This is a genomic window from uncultured Bradyrhizobium sp. (assembly GCF_936943645.1).
Lineage (GTDB): Bacteria > Pseudomonadota > Alphaproteobacteria > Rhizobiales > Xanthobacteraceae > Bradyrhizobium.
Window position 1 is genome coordinate 273,975 of sequence record NZ_CAKZJO010000053.1, and the last position, 21,185, is coordinate 295,159.

At 64.4% G+C, this 21,185-nt stretch carries 18 protein-coding genes; 7 read left to right on the forward strand and 11 right to left on the reverse strand.

Annotation, left to right across the window (positions count from 1 at the left end; all coding sequences use genetic code 11):
* Positions 1 to 125 precede the first annotated feature (125 nt).
* On the forward strand, positions 126 to 1,079 hold the full coding sequence (locus tag Q0743_RS13175) for a sulfotransferase (RefSeq protein WP_298241952.1): 954 nt from the start codon (positions 126 to 128) through the stop codon (positions 1,077 to 1,079).
* On the forward strand, positions 1,069 to 1,953 hold the full coding sequence (locus tag Q0743_RS13180; RefSeq protein ID WP_298241953.1) for a phosphotransferase: 885 nt from the start codon (positions 1,069 to 1,071) through the stop codon (positions 1,951 to 1,953). The genes Q0743_RS13175 and Q0743_RS13180 overlap by 11 nt, the downstream gene beginning before the upstream one ends.
* Here Q0743_RS13180 and rfbG read toward each other — a convergent pair whose 3' ends face one another.
* Together rfbG and rfbF are read right to left on the reverse strand one after the other, a co-directional pair.
* On the reverse strand, positions 1,954 to 3,018 hold the full coding sequence (rfbG, locus tag Q0743_RS13185; RefSeq protein WP_298241954.1) for a CDP-glucose 4,6-dehydratase: 1,065 nt from the start codon (positions 3,016 to 3,018) through the stop codon (positions 1,954 to 1,956).
* Complete coding sequence (gene rfbF / locus Q0743_RS13190; protein ID WP_298241955.1) at positions 3,015 to 3,785, reverse strand: glucose-1-phosphate cytidylyltransferase; 771 nt, start codon at positions 3,783 to 3,785, stop codon at positions 3,015 to 3,017. Before rfbF ends, rfbG begins: the two co-directional genes overlap by 4 nt.
* Before the next feature lie 218 nt (positions 3,786 to 4,003).
* Between rfbF and Q0743_RS13195 the strand changes: the two genes are divergently transcribed.
* Genes Q0743_RS13195 through Q0743_RS13205 form a run of 3 tightly spaced genes read left to right on the forward strand, consistent with a single transcriptional unit; the run spans position 4,004 to position 7,493 of the window.
* The gene (locus Q0743_RS13195) at positions 4,004 to 4,966 is read left to right on the forward strand and encodes a UDP-glucuronic acid decarboxylase family protein (RefSeq protein ID WP_298241956.1); all 963 of its coding nucleotides are present in this window, start codon (positions 4,004 to 4,006) and stop codon (positions 4,964 to 4,966) included.
* A gap of 39 nt (positions 4,967 to 5,005) precedes the next feature.
* Positions 5,006 to 6,310, forward strand: coding sequence for a hypothetical protein (locus Q0743_RS13200; RefSeq protein ID WP_298241957.1), 1,305 nt, complete (start codon positions 5,006 to 5,008; stop codon positions 6,308 to 6,310).
* A gap of 4 nt (positions 6,311 to 6,314) precedes the next feature.
* Complete coding sequence (locus Q0743_RS13205) at positions 6,315 to 7,493, forward strand: glycosyltransferase (RefSeq protein ID WP_298241958.1); 1,179 nt, start codon at positions 6,315 to 6,317, stop codon at positions 7,491 to 7,493.
* A gap of 46 nt (positions 7,494 to 7,539) precedes the next feature.
* On the opposite strand, the gene rfbB is transcribed toward Q0743_RS13205, so the two are convergent.
* A complete protein-coding gene (gene rfbB, locus Q0743_RS13210) occupies positions 7,540 to 8,604 on the reverse strand; it encodes a dTDP-glucose 4,6-dehydratase (protein ID WP_298241959.1) in 1,065 nt (354 codons plus the stop codon).
* Between the two features lie 9 nt (positions 8,605 to 8,613).
* Positions 8,614 to 9,489, reverse strand: a complete 876-nt coding sequence (gene rfbA / locus Q0743_RS13215; RefSeq protein ID WP_298241960.1) for a glucose-1-phosphate thymidylyltransferase RfbA — start codon at positions 9,487 to 9,489, stop codon at positions 8,614 to 8,616.
* 153 nt (positions 9,490 to 9,642) lie between these two features.
* On the opposite strand from rfbA, the gene Q0743_RS13220 reads away from it, so the two are divergent.
* A complete protein-coding gene (locus Q0743_RS13220; RefSeq protein WP_298241961.1) occupies positions 9,643 to 10,434 on the forward strand; it encodes a class I SAM-dependent methyltransferase in 792 nt (263 codons plus the stop codon).
* A 3-nt stretch (positions 10,435 to 10,437) separates the two neighbouring features.
* Here Q0743_RS13220 and Q0743_RS13225 read toward each other — a convergent pair whose 3' ends face one another.
* The 5 genes from Q0743_RS13225 to Q0743_RS13245 all read right to left on the reverse strand — a co-directional run bounded on the left by Q0743_RS13225 (position 10,438) and on the right by Q0743_RS13245 (position 15,558).
* Positions 10,438 to 11,469, reverse strand: a complete 1,032-nt coding sequence (locus tag Q0743_RS13225; protein WP_298241962.1) for a hypothetical protein — start codon at positions 11,467 to 11,469, stop codon at positions 10,438 to 10,440.
* 9 nt (positions 11,470 to 11,478) lie between these two features.
* Positions 11,479 to 11,964, reverse strand: a complete 486-nt coding sequence (locus Q0743_RS13230) for an FdtA/QdtA family cupin domain-containing protein (protein WP_298241963.1) — start codon at positions 11,962 to 11,964, stop codon at positions 11,479 to 11,481.
* Between the two features lie 82 nt (positions 11,965 to 12,046).
* On the reverse strand, positions 12,047 to 13,141 hold the full coding sequence (locus Q0743_RS13235) for a DegT/DnrJ/EryC1/StrS aminotransferase family protein (RefSeq protein ID WP_298241964.1): 1,095 nt from the start codon (positions 13,139 to 13,141) through the stop codon (positions 12,047 to 12,049).
* Between the two features lie 140 nt (positions 13,142 to 13,281).
* The gene (locus tag Q0743_RS13240; RefSeq protein WP_298241965.1) at positions 13,282 to 14,862 is read right to left on the reverse strand and encodes a hypothetical protein; all 1,581 of its coding nucleotides are present in this window, start codon (positions 14,860 to 14,862) and stop codon (positions 13,282 to 13,284) included.
* Positions 14,863 to 14,910: 48 nt separating this feature from the next.
* A complete protein-coding gene (locus tag Q0743_RS13245; protein ID WP_298241966.1) occupies positions 14,911 to 15,558 on the reverse strand; it encodes a hypothetical protein in 648 nt (215 codons plus the stop codon).
* Between the two features lie 378 nt (positions 15,559 to 15,936).
* Between Q0743_RS13245 and Q0743_RS13250 the strand changes: the two genes are divergently transcribed.
* The gene (locus Q0743_RS13250) at positions 15,937 to 19,491 is read left to right on the forward strand and encodes an autotransporter domain-containing protein (protein WP_298241967.1); all 3,555 of its coding nucleotides are present in this window, start codon (positions 15,937 to 15,939) and stop codon (positions 19,489 to 19,491) included.
* A gap of 77 nt (positions 19,492 to 19,568) precedes the next feature.
* Here the strand turns inward: Q0743_RS13250 and gspM are convergent, their stop codons facing one another.
* Entirely contained in the window at positions 19,569 to 20,150 is a 582-nt protein-coding gene (gene gspM / locus Q0743_RS13255; protein WP_298241968.1) for a type II secretion system protein GspM, read from the reverse strand.
* On the reverse strand, positions 20,147 to 21,184 hold the full coding sequence (locus Q0743_RS13260; RefSeq protein WP_298241969.1) for a PilN domain-containing protein: 1,038 nt from the start codon (positions 21,182 to 21,184) through the stop codon (positions 20,147 to 20,149). Before Q0743_RS13260 ends, gspM begins: the two co-directional genes overlap by 4 nt.
* Position 21,185 lies beyond the last annotated feature (1 nt).

Below are 21,185 nucleotides of genomic sequence, written 5' to 3' on the forward strand. Positions count from 1 at the left end.
GCAAGTCCCCTGCCCGGGCTGCTCTTTTTCGGGCGCGGCCGCCAGGCGATCCGAACTTGATTATCCGGCCCATGCGGCTAAACGGAGGGCCAGATCGAGGGTTCGACGACGCGAGGGGTAGACGCATGAACGACTTCAGGCTGGCCATGGTTTCCGCGGGCTTCGAGCACGGCGGAAACGTCACCCATCGCCACTTCGACGGCCATCCCGACCTGCTCGTCTATCCCTTCGAGTCGCAGCTCGGCAACCGCAACTTCAACGACTTCCTGGCCTCGGTCGAGCGCGTTCAGTACCGCTATCCCGAATTCCCCGAGGGGCTGACGGCGATCGAGCTCTACGAGCAGATGATCGACGAGGAGCTGAAGACCTTCCTGCGCAAGCGCAACGGCTCCAAGTTCCGGGATGCAGATTGCGTGATGGACGAGAAGAAGCGGGTCGCCGAGTTCGCCCGGATCGTCGGCGAGCCGCCGATCTTCCGTCGGCAGGTGGTCGAGGCCTACTTCCGGTCGACGTTCGCGGCGTGGGAGAACTACTACACCAAGCCCCGCCCGGGCATGGTCCATGTCGGTTACTCCCCCGCCATCGGGATCGACGCCGATCGCATGGTGCGCGATTTCCCTGACATCCGTATCCTGCACATCGTGCGCAATCCGTTCTCGGCCTACCGCGACACCAAGCGCCGCCCCTTCCCGCAGCCGCTGACCAAATACCTGATCACCTGGAACATCTATCACTCCACGGTCGAGATGTTCGCCAAGATGTACCCGAAGAACGTGCGCATCTTCCGTTACGAGGACCTCGTCGACGACAAGCGCAAGTTCATGACCGAGGCGGCCGGCTTCATCGGCGTGCCCTTTGCCGACACCATGCTCTACCCGAGCTGGAACGGCGTCGAGATCAAGGATTCCATCGCGCCCTGGGGCACCGTGCTCAAGAGCACCAAGGACTACAACCAGGCCGTGATCCAGGAGCTCTCGGACGAGGAGCGCAAGCAGATCGCGCAGGGCACCGCAGCCCTCGCCCGTCATTTCGGCTACGACCGGATCGACTATCTGAGCCCGCTCTATCGTGCTGAGTAAGATCGCGTTCTTCGAAACCGACGCTCATCCCGACATCGCAGCCGACCGCGCGCGACTTCTGCCCGCGCTGCGGCAGCAGCTGCAATCCCCCGGCCGCAACGCCACGATCACGCCGGCGGCCGGCGGCACGCTTGGCGTCTGCTTTGACGCGGATTTTGCCGGCGAAAGGCGCTTTCTGAAGACCCATCTGCCGGGCGCGCGCGCGAGCCTCGCCAGGGAGGCCGACGCCCTCGCGCAGCTCTACGGCAAGGCGATCGTAATCGACCGTTTCGAGATTCCGCTGGCGGATGGAACGGCGCGGCTCTGCCTCTTGATGCCCGCGCTCACACCGCTCGCCGGTCCACTGGACCCCGCCGATGCCGCCGCCCTGGCAGAGGCCTGCGGTCAGCGGCTCAAGGACTGGCGGCCGGATGGGCTGGCCTCGTTCGAACAGCATCTGGCGTCCGCCGCAGAGGCGCTGAAGACACTGTCGGACCGCGGCCTGCTGGAGCAGGCCAGCGCAGCCGAAGTGCGCAGGCTGGTTGCACTGCTCGGAGATCGTCGTGCGGATTTTCCGGAGGCACTCTGTCACGGCGATTTCGGACCGAAGAACATCATGCGCCAGGCCGGCGCGCTGCGCGTCATCGACTGGGAAGACGCATTCCACGGTATCGCCGGCTACGACTACCTCTATTGGTTGACCTTCATGGAGAACCGGCCGTTCCTGCAAACGGCCGCCTTCGGCCGAACCGGCCTGTCGCCCGACGTCGAACGCGCCATTCTCGTGCTCGTCGTCCTGCTCAAATCCTATCTGGCGGTCTTGTCGGGCGAGCATTTGAAACACGCGGTGTCGGCTCAGGCGCGCATCGCCGAAATTCTCGATCTGCCGCGCTGATCAAGCCTGCGCGGCGCCAGTGACCTGGTCGAGCTGATCGAGTGAGAGCCTGCGCAAGTCGCGGCCCTCGCGTAACGCCTTGTACCACTCCACGGTCAGCCGAAGGCCCTGCGCCAGATCAAGCCGCGGCGTCCAGCCGAGCTCGTTCCTTGCCTTCGTGCAGTCGAGCCTGAGATAGGCCGCTTCGTGCGGATGCGGGCCGGCGTCGGCCGTCCACCGCGCCCCCTCGCCCCACAGCGCGATCAGACGTTCGACCACCGTTCCGACCGGCACCTCGCTTGCGGCATCGGGTCCGAAATTCCAGCCGCCGACGAAACGTTCGTCGCTCGCCAGTCGCTCCACCAGCGTGAGATAGCCGAGCACCGGGTCCAGCGCGTGCTGCCAGGGCCGCACCGAATTGGGATTGCGGATGCGAAGCGCCTCGCCAGCCAGGAAGGCCTGCATCGCATCGGGCACCAGACGGTCGCGCGCCCAGTCGCCGCCGCCGAACACGTTGCCGGCACGCGCGGTCGCCACGCGCGCCGCGCCGTTCGCGTTGAAGAAGCTGTGACGGTAGGAATGCGTGACGAGCTCGGAACAGGCCTTGCTGTTGCTGTAGGGATCGTCGCCGCCGAACCGGTCGCCCTCGCCGAAAGGGACGCCCTTGCCGTTGTTCTCGTAGCACTTGTCGCTGGTGACGTTCAGGATCACCCGCACCGAACGCAGATGCCGCGCCGCCTCCAGCACGTGCACCGTGCCCATCACGTTGGTCGCGAAGGTCTCGACCGGCTCTTCATAGGAGGGGCGCACCAGCGCTTGCGCCGCCATGTGGATGACGATGTCAGGCTCTGCCTCCGCCATTGCGGCGCGCAGGGTTGGGAGATCGCGGATATCGGCCACACGGTGCCTGATGTCATCGGCGATGCGTGCCGTGACGAACAGCGCGGATTGGTGTGTCGGCGGCAGCGCATAGCCGTAGACCTCCGCGCCGAGGCGGCGCAGCAGCAGCGACGCCCATGCGCCCTTGAAGCCGGTATGCCCGGTGAGAAAGACCTTCTTGCCGCGCCAGAACGCCGGGTCCGTCACCAGATCCTCCATTTGGCGCGGTTGCTGGCCCACTCGCCTTCGAGAAAGGTCCGATCGCGCAGCGAGTCCATCGGGTGCCAGAAGCCGTGATGCACATAGGCGCGCAGATCGTCGCCGCGCACGAGCTGCTCCATCGGCTCGCGCTCCCAGATCGTATTGTCGCCCGCGATCAGCTCGCCGACCGACGGTGACAACAGAAAGAAGCCGCCATTGATCCAGCCGCCGTCGTCATTGGGCTTTTCCTCGAAATTGACGACCCGGTCGCCCTCGATCGCGATTGCGCCGAACCGCTTGGCCGGCCGCACCACTGAAACGGTCGCGCGCCGCCCGTGCGCCTTGTGGAAAGCGATCTCGGCGCCAAGGTCGATGTCGGCGACGCCGTCGCCATAGGTCAACGCGAAGAATGGCTCGTCCGCGACGTAAGGCAGTACCCGCTTCAGCCGGCCGCCGGTCTGGGTATCCTCGCCGGTGTCGACGAGCGTGACCCGCCACGGCTCGGCGGTTTCGCGATGCACTTCCATCCGGTTCTCGGCGATGTGAAAAGTCACATCGGACATGTGCAGGAAGTAGTTCGCGAAGTACTCCTTGATCATGAAGCCCTTGTAGCCAAGGCAGATCACGAAATCATTGAAGCCATAATGGCTGTAGATCTTCATGATGTGCCACAGGATGGGCCGCCCGCCGATCTCCACCATCGGCTTCGGCCGCGTGCTGGTCTCCTCCGCGATTCGCGTGCCGAGGCCTCCCGCAAGAATTACGACTTTCATTCATTTGGCTCCGAACCGGAGGCACGCTCCCCGCGTATCCCAGACGGCTTCTATACGAAGTGGCGTGACCTGGAAAATCATCGGTCCTCAAGTACTTCCGGGCTCAATAGGTATTTTATTACCTTGCCGCAAGGCTATTGGCGTTTCCGCCCGTAGCCGATACCACTCTGCCCGCCGCACCGGGGCGAGACTGCCCCGAGACCCAGCTGGAACCGATCATGCCCTTTGAAAACTACAAGAACAGCCGCATCCTCGTGACCGGGGGCGCCGGGTTCATCGGATCGCATCTCTGCGAGCGATTGCTCGATTCTGGCGCCGAGGTGGTGTCCGCGGACAATTATTTCACCGGCAGCCGGCGCAACATCGCCCATCTGATCGCAAATCCGCTGTTCGAGGCGGTCCGGCACGACGTCACCTTCCCGCTCTACATCGAGGTCGACGCGATCTTCAACCTGGCCTGCCCGGCCTCGCCGATCCACTACCAGCGCGACCCCGTGCAGACCACCAAGACCTCGGTGCACGGCGCCATCAACATGCTCGGCCTCGCCAAGCGGCTCAAGGCGCGCATCTTCCAGGCCTCGACCAGCGAGGTCTATGGCGATCCCCTGATCCATCCGCAGACCGAGGATTATTGGGGCAACGTCAACCCGATCGGCATCCGCTCCTGCTACGACGAGGGCAAGCGCTGCGCAGAGACGCTGTTCTTCGACTATTGGCGCCAGCACGGCTTGCCGATCAAGGTCGCGCGCATCTTCAACACCTACGGTCCGCGCATGCAGCCCAATGACGGCCGCGTGGTGTCGTCCTTCATCGTCCAGGCGCTCAAGGGTGAGCCCATCACGGTGTTCGGCGATGGCGGGCAGACCCGCTCGTTCTGCTATGTCGACGACCTCGTCGAGGCCATCATGCGATTGATGGTGACGGCAGAAGACATCACCGGCCCGATCAATCTCGGCAACAACTCCGAGTTCACGATCCGTGAGCTCGCCGAGAAGGTCATCAAGCTCACGGGCTCGCGCTCCAGGCTGGAGTTCAAGCCGCTGCCGCAGGACGACCCGCGCCAGCGCCAGCCCGACCTCGCCAAGGCAAAGGCGGTGCTGAACTGGGAGCCGAAGGTCGCGCTCGAGGACGGGCTGAAGGAGACGATCGCCTATTTCAAGCACTCGCTCGACATCGCCTGATCTGCTCGCAACGTCCGTCGTCCGCAGCGAGCTTCCACAATGAGCGCACCGCCCGGCATCCTCAGCAACTTGCGTGCCTATCTGGATTCGAAGGCCGGGCTGAGGACCTTGGTGCTGCTGCACAGTGCCGTCACCTGCCTGTCGCTGATCGAGGTCGCGACCTTCCAGCTCTCCATCGACTTCGACCCGAAACGGCTCTGGATCGCGGTCATCGTTGCGACCGGCTTTTCCGTCGTCTCGCTGCTGTTCGTCGTCGCCCGCTTCAGCTTCGGCTATTTTGCCGGATTCTATTTCTACACGATGATCCTGGGCTTCCTGTGGATCAACGTCTTCTCCGACTACAATTACCCCCGTTTGCTCGCCGGAATTTCGGCGGCATTGGCGCTGCCGCTCCTCCTGATGCCCATGCTGTTCATCCGGGCACCGCTGCGGCCATTCGTGACCCTGTCCAATGTCCGCTTCGAGCATCTGCTGACGATCATCCTGATCGTCTCCATCGCCACCATCGCGGTCGCATCGACCTACAATTTCCGCCTGGTCTCGATCGCAAACATCTACGACTATCGTGACAGCCTCGAATTTCCAGGAGCGGTGCGATATCTCATCGGATGGGTTTCCAGCGCGCTGCTGCCGTTTGCCTTTGCCAGCTACTGGCTGCTCGGCCATCGGTGGCGCGCAGGGCTGGTCCTGGTCCTGCTCCTGCTGTTCTATCCCATCACGCTGACGAAGTTCGCGTTCTTCACGCCGGCCTGGTTGATCGCGCTGGTCGTTCTGTCGCGGCTCCTGGAGGCGAGAGCGTCGGCGATCGCGTCGATTTTCGTCCCGATGCTGATCGGCCTGCTCGTGATCTGGGTGACGGAGGCGAGCCTGGGGAGCATTCCCGGCAGGTATTTCGACATCGTCAACATCCGGATGATGGCGACGGCGTCGGGCGCGCTCGAGCTCTACAACGATTTCTTCGCCAACCACCCGCTGACCTGGTTCTGCCAGATCTCCATTCTCAAGCCGCTGATGCATTGCCCTTACAACGAGCCGCTCGCGGTGGTCATGCAGAACACCTACGATTTCGGCAATGTGAACGCCTCGCTGTTCGCGACGGAAGGCATCGCCTCCGTTGGCCCCTGGCTGGCGCCGCTGACTGCGCTCGCCGCCGGCTTCGTGCTGGCGCTCGGCAACCGCGCCTCCGCAGGGCTACCGCCTCGCTTCATCCTGATGTCGTCAGGCGTGCTGCCGCACGTTCTGCTCAACGTGCCGCTCTCCGTCGCCTTGCTCACCCATGGCACCGCCATCCTGTTCCTGCTCTGGTACGTGATGCCCCGCACCCTGTTCGAAGAAAAGCCGTGACGCCGTGCGCATCCTGATCCTCAACGCCGATTATCCGCGCTTCCTGTCCTGGCTCTACCGGCGCACGCCTGGCCTGGAAAACGAGCCTTACGCGGCGCAGATGGCGGCGCGGAATGCCAGCCTGTTCGGCGTCGCCGATTTCTACTCGCGCAATTTCGCCGGCCTCGGGCACGTCGCCGCCGACATTCATGTCAACAATCCCTGGATGCGGGCCGCCTGGGCTCGCGAGCACGGCCTTGCCGCCGCCGAGCCGCCCTCACCCGGCGCTCCCGCCGCGCGCAGCGCCATTCCCCCCTGGGTGCAGCGTGCAGTCGCCCCTTTCAAGCCTGTGCTGCGGCCACTCGCGCGCAAGGTTGGTCTCAGCCCACGCCTCGATGCGGAAGCGGAAGAGATCTTGCTGGCGCAGATCGAGGAGTTCAAACCCGATCTCATTCTCAACCAGGATCTGTTTCACGTCGACACGCGCCTCGCGCGGCGGATCAAAGGGATCGGCCGCCCGATCCTGATCGGCCAGATCGGCATCTCGCCCTCGCGCGGCGAGGACTGGTCGGTCTACGACCTCATGATCTCGCAGATGGCGGCGGTGGTGGAGTTCTTCCGTGCCCATGGCACGCGCGCGGAAGTCGTTCACCTCGCCTTTGAACCTGATATCCTCGACGTCCTGCCTCCGCCGCCGCAGCAGGAATTCGACGTCACCTTCGTCGGTGCCGTATCGGTGGATCACCAGCTCCGTGTCGCCCAGCTCGAAGCGGTCGCGCGGCGCTACGATCTCAAACTGTTCGGCAGCGGCCTGAACTCCCTTCCCGCCTCATCGCCGTTGCATCGCTGCTATCGGGGCGAGGTGTGGGGCGTCGAGATGTACCAGGCGCTTCGTGCTTCGCGGGTGACACTGAATTCGCATATTGATGCCGCAGGTGCGGAGGCCGGAAACATGCGCCTGTTCGAGGCGACCGGCGTCGGGTGTTTCCTGCTCACCGACTCCAAGGACAACCTGCCCACGTTGTTCGAGCCGGAGACCGAAGTCGCCGTCTGGCGCTCCGTCGACGATTGCCTTGCCAAGATCGAGCGATACCTCGGAGACGACCAGCAGCGCGCGATGATCGCAAGTCGGGGGCAAGCCGGAACGTTGGAGCGACATACCTATCGTCGCCGCGTCGAACAGATATTGCAAATGCTGGCCTAGCGTTGCGGTCGAGCTGCGGCAACGTGCAGCGTTTGCGCCGGCAAGTTCAGCCAAGCCCGATCCTGGGCCGCTGGTAACCCCGGTCCAGGATCGCCTGCCACCAGCCGCGATTGTCGCAATACCAGCGTACAGTCTTGCGCAGCCCGGCCTCGAACTTCTCCGTCGCGGACCAACCGAGCTCGCGCTCGATCTTGCCGGGATCAATCGCATAACGATGATCGTGGCCAGGTCGATCCGTTACGAAGGATATCAGCCCCCGTCGGCCTCCGGACCCGCTTGGCGCCATCTCATCGAGCAGATCGCTGATGGTCTCCACGACGTCGAGATTGGTCCGCTCGGACCGCGCCCCGATGTTATAGGTCTCGCCGACGACGCCGCGCTCCAGGACCGTCGTCAGCGCGCTGGCATGGTCCTCGACGAAGAGCCAATCCCGGATGTTCTTGCCGTCGCCATAGACCGGCAGACTCTCGCCCGCCAAGCCTCGGATCACCATGTGAGGTATCAGCTTCTCGGGAAACTGATACGGGCCGTAATTGTTGGTGCAATTCGTGACGATGGTTGGCAACTCATACGTCTCGCGCCAGGCACGCACGAGATGATCCGACGCGGCCTTGCTCGCGGAATACGGAGAATTGGGTGCGTAAGCGGTCGTCTCGGTAAAGAACCCTTCGCGGCCCAAGCTGCCGAAGACTTCGTCCGTCGATACATGGACCATTCGAAATCGATCCCGCGCCTCCTGCGAAAGACCGCGCCAATAACGCAAGGCTTCCTGCAACAGGGTGAACGTGCCGACGACATTGGTCTGGATGAAGTCGGAAGGCGCATCGATCGAACGGTCGACATGGCTTTCCGCAGCGAGGTTCAACACGGCCGACGGCTGATATTTTTCGAAGAGGAAGCGGAGCGAGTCGGCCTCGCAAATGCACCGTTTCTCGAAGGCATAGCGCGGATTCGAGGTCGCTCCGGGCAGGGAATCAAGGTTCGCCGCGTAGGTCAGCTTGTCGACATTGACGACATTGGCTTCGGTTTCACCGAGCAGAAGGCGCACGACCGCCGACCCGATGAATCCGGCGCCGCCCGTCACGAGGATCGTGGCTCCCTTGAAACGCATGCTTGCGACCTACCTCTTGAAAGCCCGCCAGATCGCCGTCAGGTATTCGCCATAGCTGCTCTTGGCGTTCTTCCGGGCCAGCACCTCGAAGGCGTCGAGAGAGATATACCCCCGCCGCAGCGCGATCTCCTCTGGACAAGCGATGCGAAGACCCTGACGTTGTTCCAGGATCTGCACGAAATGGCTGGCCTCGACGAGCGAGGCATGAGTGCCGGTGTCGAGCCAGGCGAAACCGCGTCCGAACATGTGAACGTGCAGCTCGCCACGCTCGAGATAGGCTCTGTTGATATCCGTGATCTCGAGTTCGCCCCGCGGCGACGGCTTCAGCCCGGCCGCAATGTCGACCACCTGGTTGTCGTAGAAATAGAGTCCCGTCACAGCGACGTTGGATTTTGGCTTGGCGGGCTTCTCCTCGATGGAGACGGCTCGACCCGCGCCATCCAGCTCGACGACCCCGTATTGTTCAGGAGAGTTTACGGTGTAGCCGAAGATCGTCGCACCGCGTGAGCGCGACAAGGCATCTTCCAGCTCTTCCTGCAGGCTGTTTCCGTAGAAGATATTGTCGCCCAGGATCAGCGTCACGGAATCATCGCCGATGAAGTCACGGCCGAGGATGAATGCGTCGGCGAGCCCGCGAGGGCTTTCTTGCGCGACATAGGAGAGCCGCAAGCCGATCTCGGAGCCGTCGCCGAGCAGCGCCCGGAACAGCGGCTGATCCCTTGGCGTGGTGATGATCAGGATGTCCCGGATTCCCGCCAGCATCAGGGTCGAGAGTGGATAGTAGATCATCGGCTTGTCGAACACCGGCAGCAACTGCTTGGAGACAACCGCCGTAACAGGGTAAAGCCGGGAGCCGGTCCCGCCTGCTAGGATGATACCCTTCATGCTCTCCTCGACAGCTTCGAACGCCTGCGCCGCTGCATCTTGCAAATCCCAGCCTCTGAGGAGGCGCGCAAGCGCGAAATTAGACTATTTCGCAATGGATTGCTATGTCCGTCGGCACCAATCCAGGTCGTGCATCGTCAAGCGCCAGCGCTCATGAAACTGCCACCCCTTCCGCGCAAGATCGCCTCACGCATCGTTCGCTCTGTTCCGCTTCTGCGGCGACAAATCCTCGTCTCGACCGACTACCGAGTCCTCGGCGGCGCCGATGAAGCGCGCAGGCTTGCAGCGGCCGATTCAGGATGGCTGAGTGGCCGGACCGCCAGACGGCAGGACCGCGCATATCGTGCGCTGATCGCAGGCATGATGAGCGGAGAACCTCGGCTCGATCTCAGGATAGCAGCCGAAGCTGTGGTCGCCGCAGGTATCGACCGACCGCGCCTGATCGAGATCGGTTGCGGCAGCGGTTATTACTCCGAGGTTTTCGCACAGCTGGTACCACGTGGCGTTCAATACACCGGCATCGATTTCTCGCCGCCGATGATCGCCCGCGCCTGTGAGCGCTATCCTGCCGCTCAGTTTGCCGTTGGCGACGCGACCGATCTGCAATACCCCGACAACAGCTTCGACATCGCCTTCAACGGCGTATCGTTGATGCACATCATCGATTACGAAAAGGCGATCCGTGAAGCAGCGCGGGTCGCCACGCGATATTGCATTTTCCACAGCGCACCCGTCTTCGACGAGCATCATCGAACGACATTCCTTCAGAAATATGCCTATGGCGCGCCGGTCGTCGAGGTCGTGTTCGACAGGCAGGAGCTTCTGGCGATTTCGGAGAAGGCAGGATTGCGCCTCGTCAAGGCCTGGCAGAGCATTCCCTACGACGTCTCCGCGATCACCGGACATCGATCGCGGAGCGAGACTTTCCTGTTTTCCGTCACGTAGGCGTCAGTGCGCCCGACCGCGCCATACCAGGAAGGCGCGGCCGGTGACGATATCCAGGAGATGGATAGCGAACATGACCACGCTGCGCAGCTTTGCTCTCGCGCTCTCCTTCAGATCGGGAACAGCAAAGCGCTTCTGCGGCGCGGCCGTCGCGATCGGCAATATCGGCTCGATCTTCGCCTCGATTTCCAGCAATTCCTGAACATAGGGTTGATAGACGTGCCGGCGCACGCTCGCGGGAAAAGGCGTGCGATAATAGCGATGGCTGTTGAAGACAAACCAGCGTAATCCCTTTCTCAAGCCCTGGAAGTGGAAGAAGATCAGGGGCGTCGCGGAATCCAGCATGACTTTGCCGGCGGTGACGTCGATCATATAATTGCCGACGTTCCAAGGGGCGAGATTTGCGCCGACATTGTCGACGACCCTGACCCTGTTCGAGAGTCCCGGAAACGAGTCGAGATATCGTTGGTCGGCGAACCTTTCACCGTCGACATAGTCGTGACACCACTCGATGCATCGCGCGCGCCACCAGGCCGCGACCGCAAGTCCCGCCTCGTCGCGCCGGACGCCGACCCATCCGACGTTGTAGATCCCGAATTTCAGCAATCGCTTTTCCAGCTGGCGTGGATATCTGTGCGGAATGATCGCGACCGACGCATCCGGCAACTCGTCGTAGATGGCTTCCGGTGACTGGAAGAAATACAGATCACCGTCGAGATAGGTGATCCATTCGGTCTCTGTTTCGCGTGCAGCGACGAACAAGATCCAGGCCGGCGTGCAGGTGAAATAGTACTCGACCGGCGTCCGGCTGGCGCGTGTCGCCGCCACCTCGGGCTCGGCGGCTTCGAATTCGGCCATTCGTATCGGAACGATATCCGGAAGAGCGAGCTCACCGAGCACGTCGTAAGCCTCATCGCTGAGGCAAAGCACCCACAGGCGCGAGCCGGGAGCATGGCGCTGAAGGGACTGGTGCAAAGCCAATCCGCGCGACAGATAGTTGTGATCGAAGTAAGTGCAGTAGACGCGACCGGCCATAGCTCTTCCTCAGCGAGCTTCGGCTCGGACGGCGCTCCGGAACGCATCGTAGTCGCGAATATAGTCGTCGGGATCGTAGGCCTCGGACGCAAACACGAGCAAGGCGGCGTCCTTGCTGTAACTATGCTGGGTGCCCCAGATCATCGGCGGGAGGTAGAGACCGACGCTCGGATTTTCCAGGACGAACTCGCGGCGCGTCGCACCGTCATCGACCATGGCATTGCAGCGCCCCTGAACACAGATCAGGAACTGGTGGCACCGCTTGTGGGCGTGTTCACCGCGTGAGACATCAGAGGGCACACCGAACACGATGAAGTATCGCTTGGGCTGGAACGGAAAGTTCGCCTGCCCCAGTTCACCGACGGTCAGATCTCCACGCGCCTCCCTGATCCAGGGAAACCGGTAGATCTCGACACCCGGGAGATCCGTCGGCGAGACCTCCAGCGACTTGCTGCCGGGGCCCGCGTCTATCTTGATCGGCTGTTGCATCGACATGCCTGATCCCAGTCAAAGCCGGCGCGCGCGCAGCCGGAATGAAAGAATTGGCGCCTTCCCGACCTGGCCTGCAAGCATGGGCTCACCAGCCGTTTGCCGCGGAGATCACCCGACGGATTTCCGTTTCGTCCATGCCGTTGAAACAGGGAATCGTCACGATTTCCCCGGCCAGCGCCTCGGTCTCGATCAGCTCTGCAGCAATCCGTCCCTCGTAGGCCGGCTGCTGATGATCCGGAATCGGATAATGAATGTCGGTGGCGATGCCGTTCAGGTCGAGGTGACGACGAAAGCGCTCGCGATCCTCGCAACGCACCACAAAGAGGTGGGCGACGTGGTCGGCTCCTATCGGCTTGAGGCGCCTGATGCCGGAATGTCTGATTTCGTCGACATAGCGGCGGGCAATGCTGCGCCGCTCTTCGTTCCAGGCGTCGAGATGAGGCAGCTTTGCCGAGAGCAGCGCAGCCTGCATCTCGTCAAGCCGGCTATTTCGTCCCCCCGCGCGGCTGACGCGATACTTCTGATCCCAACCATATTGGCGCAGCTCGCGCAGCCGAGCAGCAAACGCCGGATCATCCGTGGTGATCGCCCCGGCATCGCCGAGAGCGCCGAGATTCTTGGTGGGATAGAAGCTGAAGCAGCCTGCCTTGCCGAAACTGCCGGCCACTTTGCCGTTGCGGCGGGCACCGTGCGCCTGGGCGCAATCTTCAATCACGACAAAGCCCTTCGTGCCACAGTACGACACGATGGCCTCGATCTCGGCAAGCTGGCCGTACAGATGCGTCACCACCACGGCGGCAACGGGCCGACTCTCGAGAGCCCGCCGCAGCGATGCGAGCGCCATGAGCTGAGTTGCTGGATCGACGTCGACATACAGCGGCTCGGCTCCGATCGCCTGGATCGCCGTGCTGCTGTAGAAACCCGCATTTGCGACCGTAGCGACCGCGTCACCCGCCTTCACGCCGGCCGCGCGCAACGCAAGCTCGATCGCATCGGTCCCATTGGCGACCCCGATGGCGTGTCGCACGGAACAATAAGCGGCGAAGCCTGCCTCGAAACGCGCGCCCTCCTCCCCCTGGATGAACCAGCCACGGTCGATCACCCGGCTGGCGGACGCGACGAGATCATCCCGGATCGAGTTATTCTGCCGAAGAAGGTCGTTCAGCGGAACGCGCTGCATGATCGTTTCGTGGGGGTGGCGCGTGACATGGGCTAAGCAATGCCACTCTATTGGCCTCTAGGCAAGGCTGCCGAGCGCAGCCGTTCGCGGCGAAAAAGCGGGCCGCTGGCATGTGATCCGCCTTCGCGCTCCCTCGCTCTCTAACACGGAATCAAGCCGAGAAGGCGCTGCCGCCAGCGCCCGTTCAGAAGCGGACTGGCAGCGCAGGCCATCACGGCCAGCCAGATCGCGCATTCCACGACGAAGTGCACGAGACCGCTCCCCGGCACCAGCGCGGTGATCGCCTGCCCGATCAACCAGCCCGACGCAACGATGCCGACACCCATCAGGATCAGCAAGGCGATGTGCCTGAAGGGATGATGCAGGGTCTGGCGCATGACCATCAGCGCGAGCAATCCGAACTGGATCAGGATGTCGCTGGCCACGACGGCGAGCGCGGCGCCCAGTGGCCCCTGCCGCGGAATCAGGACGAGGGACAGCACCAGGAACACCACGAGCTGGAGGCCCTTGGTTCGGATCAGCAGGTCGCCACGATTGCTGTAATTGGCGAAGACCAGAGCCAGCAGCGATGGCGCGACGGCGGCCGAGCCGAGCAGCAGCGTCACCGTGAGCGGCGCGTCATAGGGAATGCTGTCATGGGTCCACAAGGCGAAGAAGTCCGGCCAGAACGGCAGCAGGCCGGCGACGATCAGGCAGGCAAGGCCGGTCACGAACACCGAGCCATGGGCGTAGAGCCGGCGCAGCCGGTCCTTGTCGCCGATCGCGTTATCGTGGCCGAGCTCGGCCGCGAGCGGCAGCGTCACCTGGAGGCACAGGCCGCGCACCAGGCTCGCGATCACGCGCGTCAGACCCCATTGCGCCACCGCGACGCGGTTCGTGACCAGCGCGGAGACGAGCAGCACCGGGACGTTGACGAGCGCCAGCTCGGTGATGTTGGCGACCGCAAAGGGCAGCGCGCGGCCGAACTGCCCGAGGCTCCAGCGGAGCGAAGGTGATGGCAATGGCGGCTTGCCGGCCCGGCGCAGGAACGGAAACAGCCGCGGCGCGTCGAAGGCCGCGAGCAGGATCGCGAACAGCAACTGCATCGACACGAAGGCGATCGCGACCGCAAGCAGGCTGCCGAACACTGCGAGTGCCGCGAGCTGGGCGACCTGGCCGAGCAGCAGCGCCGCGTTTTGCAGCCAGACCGTCCGGCCATATCGGCCGCGGACCCGATAGAGGCCTGAGACCAGATTGGCGGGCACGGTGAGAAGCATGCCCAGGATCATCACGAGCATCGCGGCATCGAATGTCGGCGTGTCGTGAAAGCCGAGCACGGCTGAAGGCGGCGCAAGAAACACCGCCGCGCACAACAGGACACCGAGCACCGCGACGATGCCGAGATAGATCCGCAGCAAAGCCGAATAGAACGTCGCCGTGCGCCCGTCGCAATCGGCGCAAGCCTTGAATGCGAGAAAGCGGTTGATCGCGCGCAGCTGCAGTCCGGCATCCGCGACGACGACGAGGCTTCCCGCCGCGTAGATCGCAAGCCAGGCGGCGAGCGTGTCGCCGCTCCAGACATGCAGAAAGGCGGGGATGAGCAGCAATTGCTGCGACAGCCCGAGCGCCATCTGGACCAGGTTGGCCGACCAGCCCTGCAACAGACGGCGTGCACGACTGACGCCACCAGGCCCGCTCACGCCGCCAGCCGTGCCGGGCACGTCGATTTGCTCGTCGGTCAAGCCGGCGTCCTTCCCGTCAAGCCATCGGCCCGGCGCGCCCGCCAGCGCTCAGAGCCCATCCGACTCGCCGTTCTTCGGCGTCGAACGCGGCACGAAAGGGGCGAAGGACGGATCGGACGGGCCCGGCATCGTCAGCTTGCCCCCGGCCTCCGCGGACGGCGGCGGGGGAGCGGCGGCTTCCAGCCGCTGGAGTGCCAGCACCTCGCTGCGCTCGCCCTGCTTGAACGTCACCTCACGCGGCTGCACCGAGGTCAGCGACCAGCCGCCGAGCGATTCGCCCTGCCGCAGACGCACGACCTTCTGGTCGAGGCGGTTGACGAGAATTGCGATCGCATCGCCCTCACCCACCACGGCCCCGACCAGCAGCAAGGGCGGCGGTGCCTCGACCGGCTTCGGCGCCGGCGCGGGGGTTTCCTCGACCGGCGCGGCGGCGATTGCGCGCGGCGGTGGCCGGCGCATCGCCGAGAAGATCGGGCGCTCCTGGGTGGCGGACAGCGCCGAAAGCGGCACCGACCACAGCGGATTGCCGCGAGGAACGGGCCTGCTCGGCGACCATTGCGCAGGCTGCGCAATCGGTCTGATCTTTCCGACGTCGATACTTCCGGCAGGATTGCCTGCGGTGTCGTCCGGCAGGACGTCCAGCCGCGAGGAGGTGGCCGCCATGGCTCCGGCGGCGCCCAGAGCCGCACACAGCATGGCCAATCCTGTCGGCCTCAGCCACCCGGACATCGATATTCCCCTGCGGCCACAGGCCGCGCCCCGCCGACGGCGAAGCATCCGAGCCAAACTAATTCCGATCCAGAACCTCATCAACACCTCATCAACCCACGCAGCCCCATTCGCCCCACCCCACACCCGCCGTCCCGTCCTGCACCCGTTGCAGTGCATGAAATTGTTGCCAGACAGCCACGATAGCTGAAAATACAAGCGGAGCAGGCTGGAAACCGGCGCAAATGGATATCCGTTCATTGCCGGGCGTTGCGGCGCCATGACAACATGGCACGGGCGCCGGGCATCAGCACGCGCCCCGGTTGCATGCCCGAAACGATTTTTTTGGTGATTTGAGACGATCGGATGGCCGGACCGACAAAGGCAGGTGGGCGGATCGGATACGGGCTGCGCTCCATCGGACGCGGGTCGCTGGCGACGCTCCTCGCCACCACTGCGCTCGGCGTCGTCGCCGCGCATGCCGTCGACGGCACGTGGGCCGGCGGTTCCTCGGACTGGACGGACCCGACCAACTGGACATCCAACCCGAGCGTGCCCGACGGCACCGCGATCTTCAGCACCATCGGAAGCACGGCGGTCGACAACAACAACGGCGTCGTCACCATCGGCACGATCCAGTTCGCGGGCACCTCGCAGGCCTACACGTTCACGATCGGCAACCCGTTCATCGTCAATGCCACGGGCATCGTCAACGGCGATACGGTGAATACCCAGACCTTCCAGGTCACCTCCGGCAACAACCTGGTGTTCCAGAACAACAGCACCGCGAGCGGCGGCGCCGGGGCCGTGACGATCACGAACGATGCCGGCGGCAACGTCAACTTCATCCAGAACAGCACGGCGGGGACGGCAAGTCTCCTCAACAGCGGCTTCGTCACCTTCGAGGATTCGGCTTCTGCCGGTAACGCGCAGATCACCAACAACGCCACCGGCCAGATCGATTTCTTCACCAGCGCCTCGGCCGGCACGGCGACGATCAACAACGGCGCAGGCGGCGTAGTGAACTTCCACAACAACACCACCGCCGGCACCTCGACCATCACCAATGACGGCACGGTGAATTTCGACGGCTCCGCCACCGGCGGCAGCGCCAAGTTCATCACCAATGCCGGCGGCACCGTCGATATGTCCGGCCTCACCAGCGGCGGAATGACGGCCGGTTCGATCGAAGGCGCCGGCAATTACGTGCTCGGCGCCAACACGCTCACCACCGGCAGCCTCAACAGCTCGACCCAGGTCGACGGCGTGATTTCCGGCGCCGGCGGCGGGCTGACCAAGGTCGGCACGGGCACGCTCACGCTGACCGGCATCAACACCTACACCGGCGCGACGACAATCTCGGCCGGAACACTGGCATTGTCGGGCTTCGGCAGCATCTCGTCATCCAGCGTCGTCACGGTCGACGCGACGTTCGACATCTCCGGCGTAACGCCACTGTCATTCAACGCCATCACGACACTGGCCGGCAGCTCTTCCGGCGTCGTCAATTTGGGTGGCATCAGGCTCGTGATGACCAATGCCTCGACCGAATTCGCGGGCGTGATCCAGGGCACGGGCGGGATCGAGGTCTTCGGCGGTACACAGACGCTGTCCGGCGTGAACACTTATTCGAACGCCACCCAGATCGATGCCGGCGCCACATTGGCACTGAAGGGGGCCGGCTCGATTGCAAGTTCGGCGTTCGTCTCGTTCAGCGCGCCGAATGCCACGTTCGACATCTCGCAGACGACCTCCGGCACATCGGTTCGCGGTCTGGGTTCGCCGGGCGGCAGCGGCATCGTCGCACTCGGATCGAAGACGCTGACGATCACGTCCGGCAGCGTCTTCGGCGGCGTGATCCAGGACGGCGGCATTGCCGGGGGCAGCGGCGGCAGCGTCATCATCGGCGCCAGCGCCGTTCAGACGCTTGGAGGCGTCAACACCTATACCGGAACGACCACCATCCAGGCCCTGGGTGAGCTCGACCTCGTCAACGCCGGCGGCACCGACGGCAGCATCGCGACATCAAGCAACGTCGTTGCCAATGGCACGTTCGACATCACGGCGCTCAACGCCGGCACCTCGATCAAGTCGCTGTCGGGGTCCGGCAATGTCAACCTCGGCGCCAACACGCTGACGATCACGAACGGCAACGGCACATTCGCGGGCGTCATCGACGATGCCGGCGCCGGCGGCGGCCTCACCATGACCGGCGGCACGCAGACGCTGACCGGCGTCAACACTTATGCCGGCGCCACAACGGTCAATGGCGGCACGCTGGTGGTGGATGGTTCGCTCCTGAATAGTCCAGTCACCGTCAATTTCGGCGGCACGCTCGGAGGTATCGGCGCGGTCGCCGGCATCGACGTGAACGGCGGCACGCTTGCCCCGGGCAATGCGGCAAACCCGTACGGCACGCTCAGCGTCGCCGGAAACGTCACCTTCACCGCCGCGTCGACCTATCTGGTCCAGGTCTCCTCGACCAGTGCCAGCCTGACCCAGGCCAACGGCACCGGCGACCTCGGCGGCGCGACGGTGCGCGCGAATTTCGGCACCGGCACACTGAAAAAGCAGTACGCGATCTTCTACGCCGCGGGCGGCCTCGTCGGCACCACCTTCAATCCGACCGTCGTCTCCAACATGCCGACGGTCAATGCGACGCTGAGCTACGACGCCCTGACCGCGTACCTCAACATCGGCCTCGATTTCACACCGGCGGGCGGCCTCAACGTCAACCAGCAGAACGTCGCAAACACGCTGTCCAACTTCTTCAACACCACCGGCGGCATTCCCGCCGCTTTTGCCGCGCTGACGCCGTCAGGACTGACCACCGCCTCGGGTGAGCCCGGCACCGGCATCATCCAGTCGGCGATCAATGCCGACGGCCAGTTCCTGAATCTGATGCTCGACCCGACCGTCGTCGGACGCAGCGGCGGATTCGCCAAGGCGGGCAGCGTGGCTCAATTCGCCGAAAGCGACGACGCAGCCGCCTATGCCTCGATGCGGCCGGCCACCGCACGCGAGCGCGAGGCCTATGCGATGGCGACCAAGGCGCCGTTGCTCTCCTCGCAGCCGAGCAGCCGCTGGAGCGTCTGGGCGGCAGGCTATGGCGGTTCGGCCCAGATCGGCGGCAACGCGCAGGTCGGCTCGCAGGATCTGACCGCGCGGACCTGGGGCGGCGCGGCCGGTGCCGATTACCGGCTCTCGGTGGACACGCTGGTTGGCTTTGCACTCGGCGGCGGCGGCCTGAACTACTCGCTCGCCAATGCGATGGGGTCAGGTTCGGCCGATTTGTTCCAGGCCGGCGTCTACGGCCGGCACAATTTCGGACCGGCCTATATCTCGGCTGCGCTCGCCTATGGCTGGCACGACGTCACCACCAACCGCACCGTGGCGCTCGCCGGGGTTGACCAGCTCCAGGGCCGCTTCAAGGCCGACACGTTCTCGGCCCGCTTCGAGGGCGGCTATCGCTTCACGACGCCGCTGATCGGCATCACGCCCTACGCCGCGGCGCAAGTGACGAACTTCAACCTCCCGAACTACTCGGAAGCCAGCCTCAATGGCGGCGGCCTGTTCGCCCTGAACTACGCCTCGCAATCGTTGACCGATACCCGATCCGAGCTCGGCCTGCGCACCGACAAGTCCTATGCCATGCAGAACGGCGTGCTGACGCTGCGCGGCCGCGCCGCCTGGGCGCACGACTACAATCCGAACCGCGCCGTCACCGCGCTGTTCCAGACCTTGCCGGGCACCAGCTTCGTCGTGAACGGCGCCAGGGTCGATGCCGATTCCGCGCTCGTCAGCGGCAGCGCCGAAATGAAATGGCTGAGCGGCTTCTCGATCGCCGCCACCTTCGACGGCGAATTCTCCGGCAACGTCACCAGCTATGCCGGCAGGGGCGTGTTCAAGTATTCGTGGTGAGTTGATCCACGACGTTTTCGAGCGAAGTGGATATCGGTTCGCGTAGAGAAAACGCACATAAACAAAAACCTAGCGCACTACTTCCCCGCCTGCCACTGGCCCGAGACGCCCAGGATCACCCTGACGCGGCCGCTCGGAGCATCGCCCAGCGCCGTGGTCTGCGGCACCTGGACGTCGAGCTGATCGACGAACAGGAACGGCATGCCGGCCTCGAGATCGTAGAGCAGCTTCTGGAGCGCCGGCTGCTCCAGCTCGCAGCTCACGACGAGACCGACGAAGCCGTCCTTGGTCTGCGCTCCGGACACGTCGACCTGCGAGGACTGCACCTGGCCGCCGACATCGCCGACCGCCGTGGCGACCCGCTGCAACAGATTGGCGCCTGCGACCGTCACGGTCGGACCTTCCAGAAACGGCGTGCCGGGATGCTCGGCCATTGCGGCCGCTGCGGGCTTGGCGCCACTCTTGCGGCCGCGAAACTGGTCGAGCAGGTCCGAGGTCTGCGCCAGGGCCTGGCGATGGGCGAGGATCTCGGCGATCGACAGCCCACTGGTCAGCAGCAGCGCGCCGGTAACCGCCGCATAGAGCGTCACCGCGATCAGCGGCGAGCTCGCAAGCGCTCGCGCAACCGCATTGCCGCCGGTGACCTTGGCACCGCTCATGGCGCGTTCCTCGGTTCGATCTGCGCCTCGATATGGAAGCGCTCGCCGGGATCGGAGGAGCTGCGCGTGGTCGGGGCGTAGAAGGTCGCGCGGGTGAAATGCTGCGACTGCTCGATCAACGGAATCAGCGAAGGCGCATCGCGGGTGATGCCGCCGATCTGCAGCTTGTTGCCCGTCAGATGCAGCTCGGTGACATAGGTGTGATCGGGCAGCACCCGGCTCAGCGTTTCCAGCACGATCACGCTTGCCGCCGTCTCGTACTTGCGCCGTTCGAGCTGCGCCAGCGGCGAGCGCTCGCCGGCATCGCTGCCACGGAGCGCGGCGCGGCGCTGGGTGATCTGCCGTTCGAGCTCTCTCTCCTGCGTGCCGAGACTGTCAGCCAGGTAGCTTGCGGCAACCGATGCGGCAACCGCCGCGACGGCGACGAGAGCGAGCGCTGCTTGCAGCGCCCGGCTCAGGCGCGCCGGATCGACTGCACCGCGCGATCTCTGCTCGAACACCTTGATCCGCCCGCCCTCCGTTGCCTCCGTCGCGATCGCGACGGCCGATGGATGGAAGGCGGAGACCGCCTCGACATAGCTCATCGCCAGCTTGCGCGGCGCGGCGGCGATCTCCGTGGTGATGCTGTCGCTGCCGCGCGGCACCGGCGCGCGGCAGCCGAACACGGCCTCGCTCGCGGTCCAGGGCGTCAGCCGGTCGATCTGCGCCCGCACGATACCGTCGAGGAAGTCGGCCGCGCGTGCCGGCAGCTCCAGCGGACGAAACAGGAAGCGCGACGGCCGCAGCACGATCTCGATCCGGCTGCCGCGGGCGAGCTGCGCGAAATCGGCACTCGCAAACCTGCCATCCTCGAACGCGATCTCCTTCGGAACATTCTCCGCCTTGGCCGCCTCCAACGCGAACGCGCCGGTCTCGCTTTCGACCAGCCGCACCACTCGCGGCGACACCATCCGTTCCAGCGCACGAACGACCGTGCCGGCCACGGTCCCGGTCCAGGCATCGAGAACGGCGCGGAGGGGTTCGAGCGAGCTCATC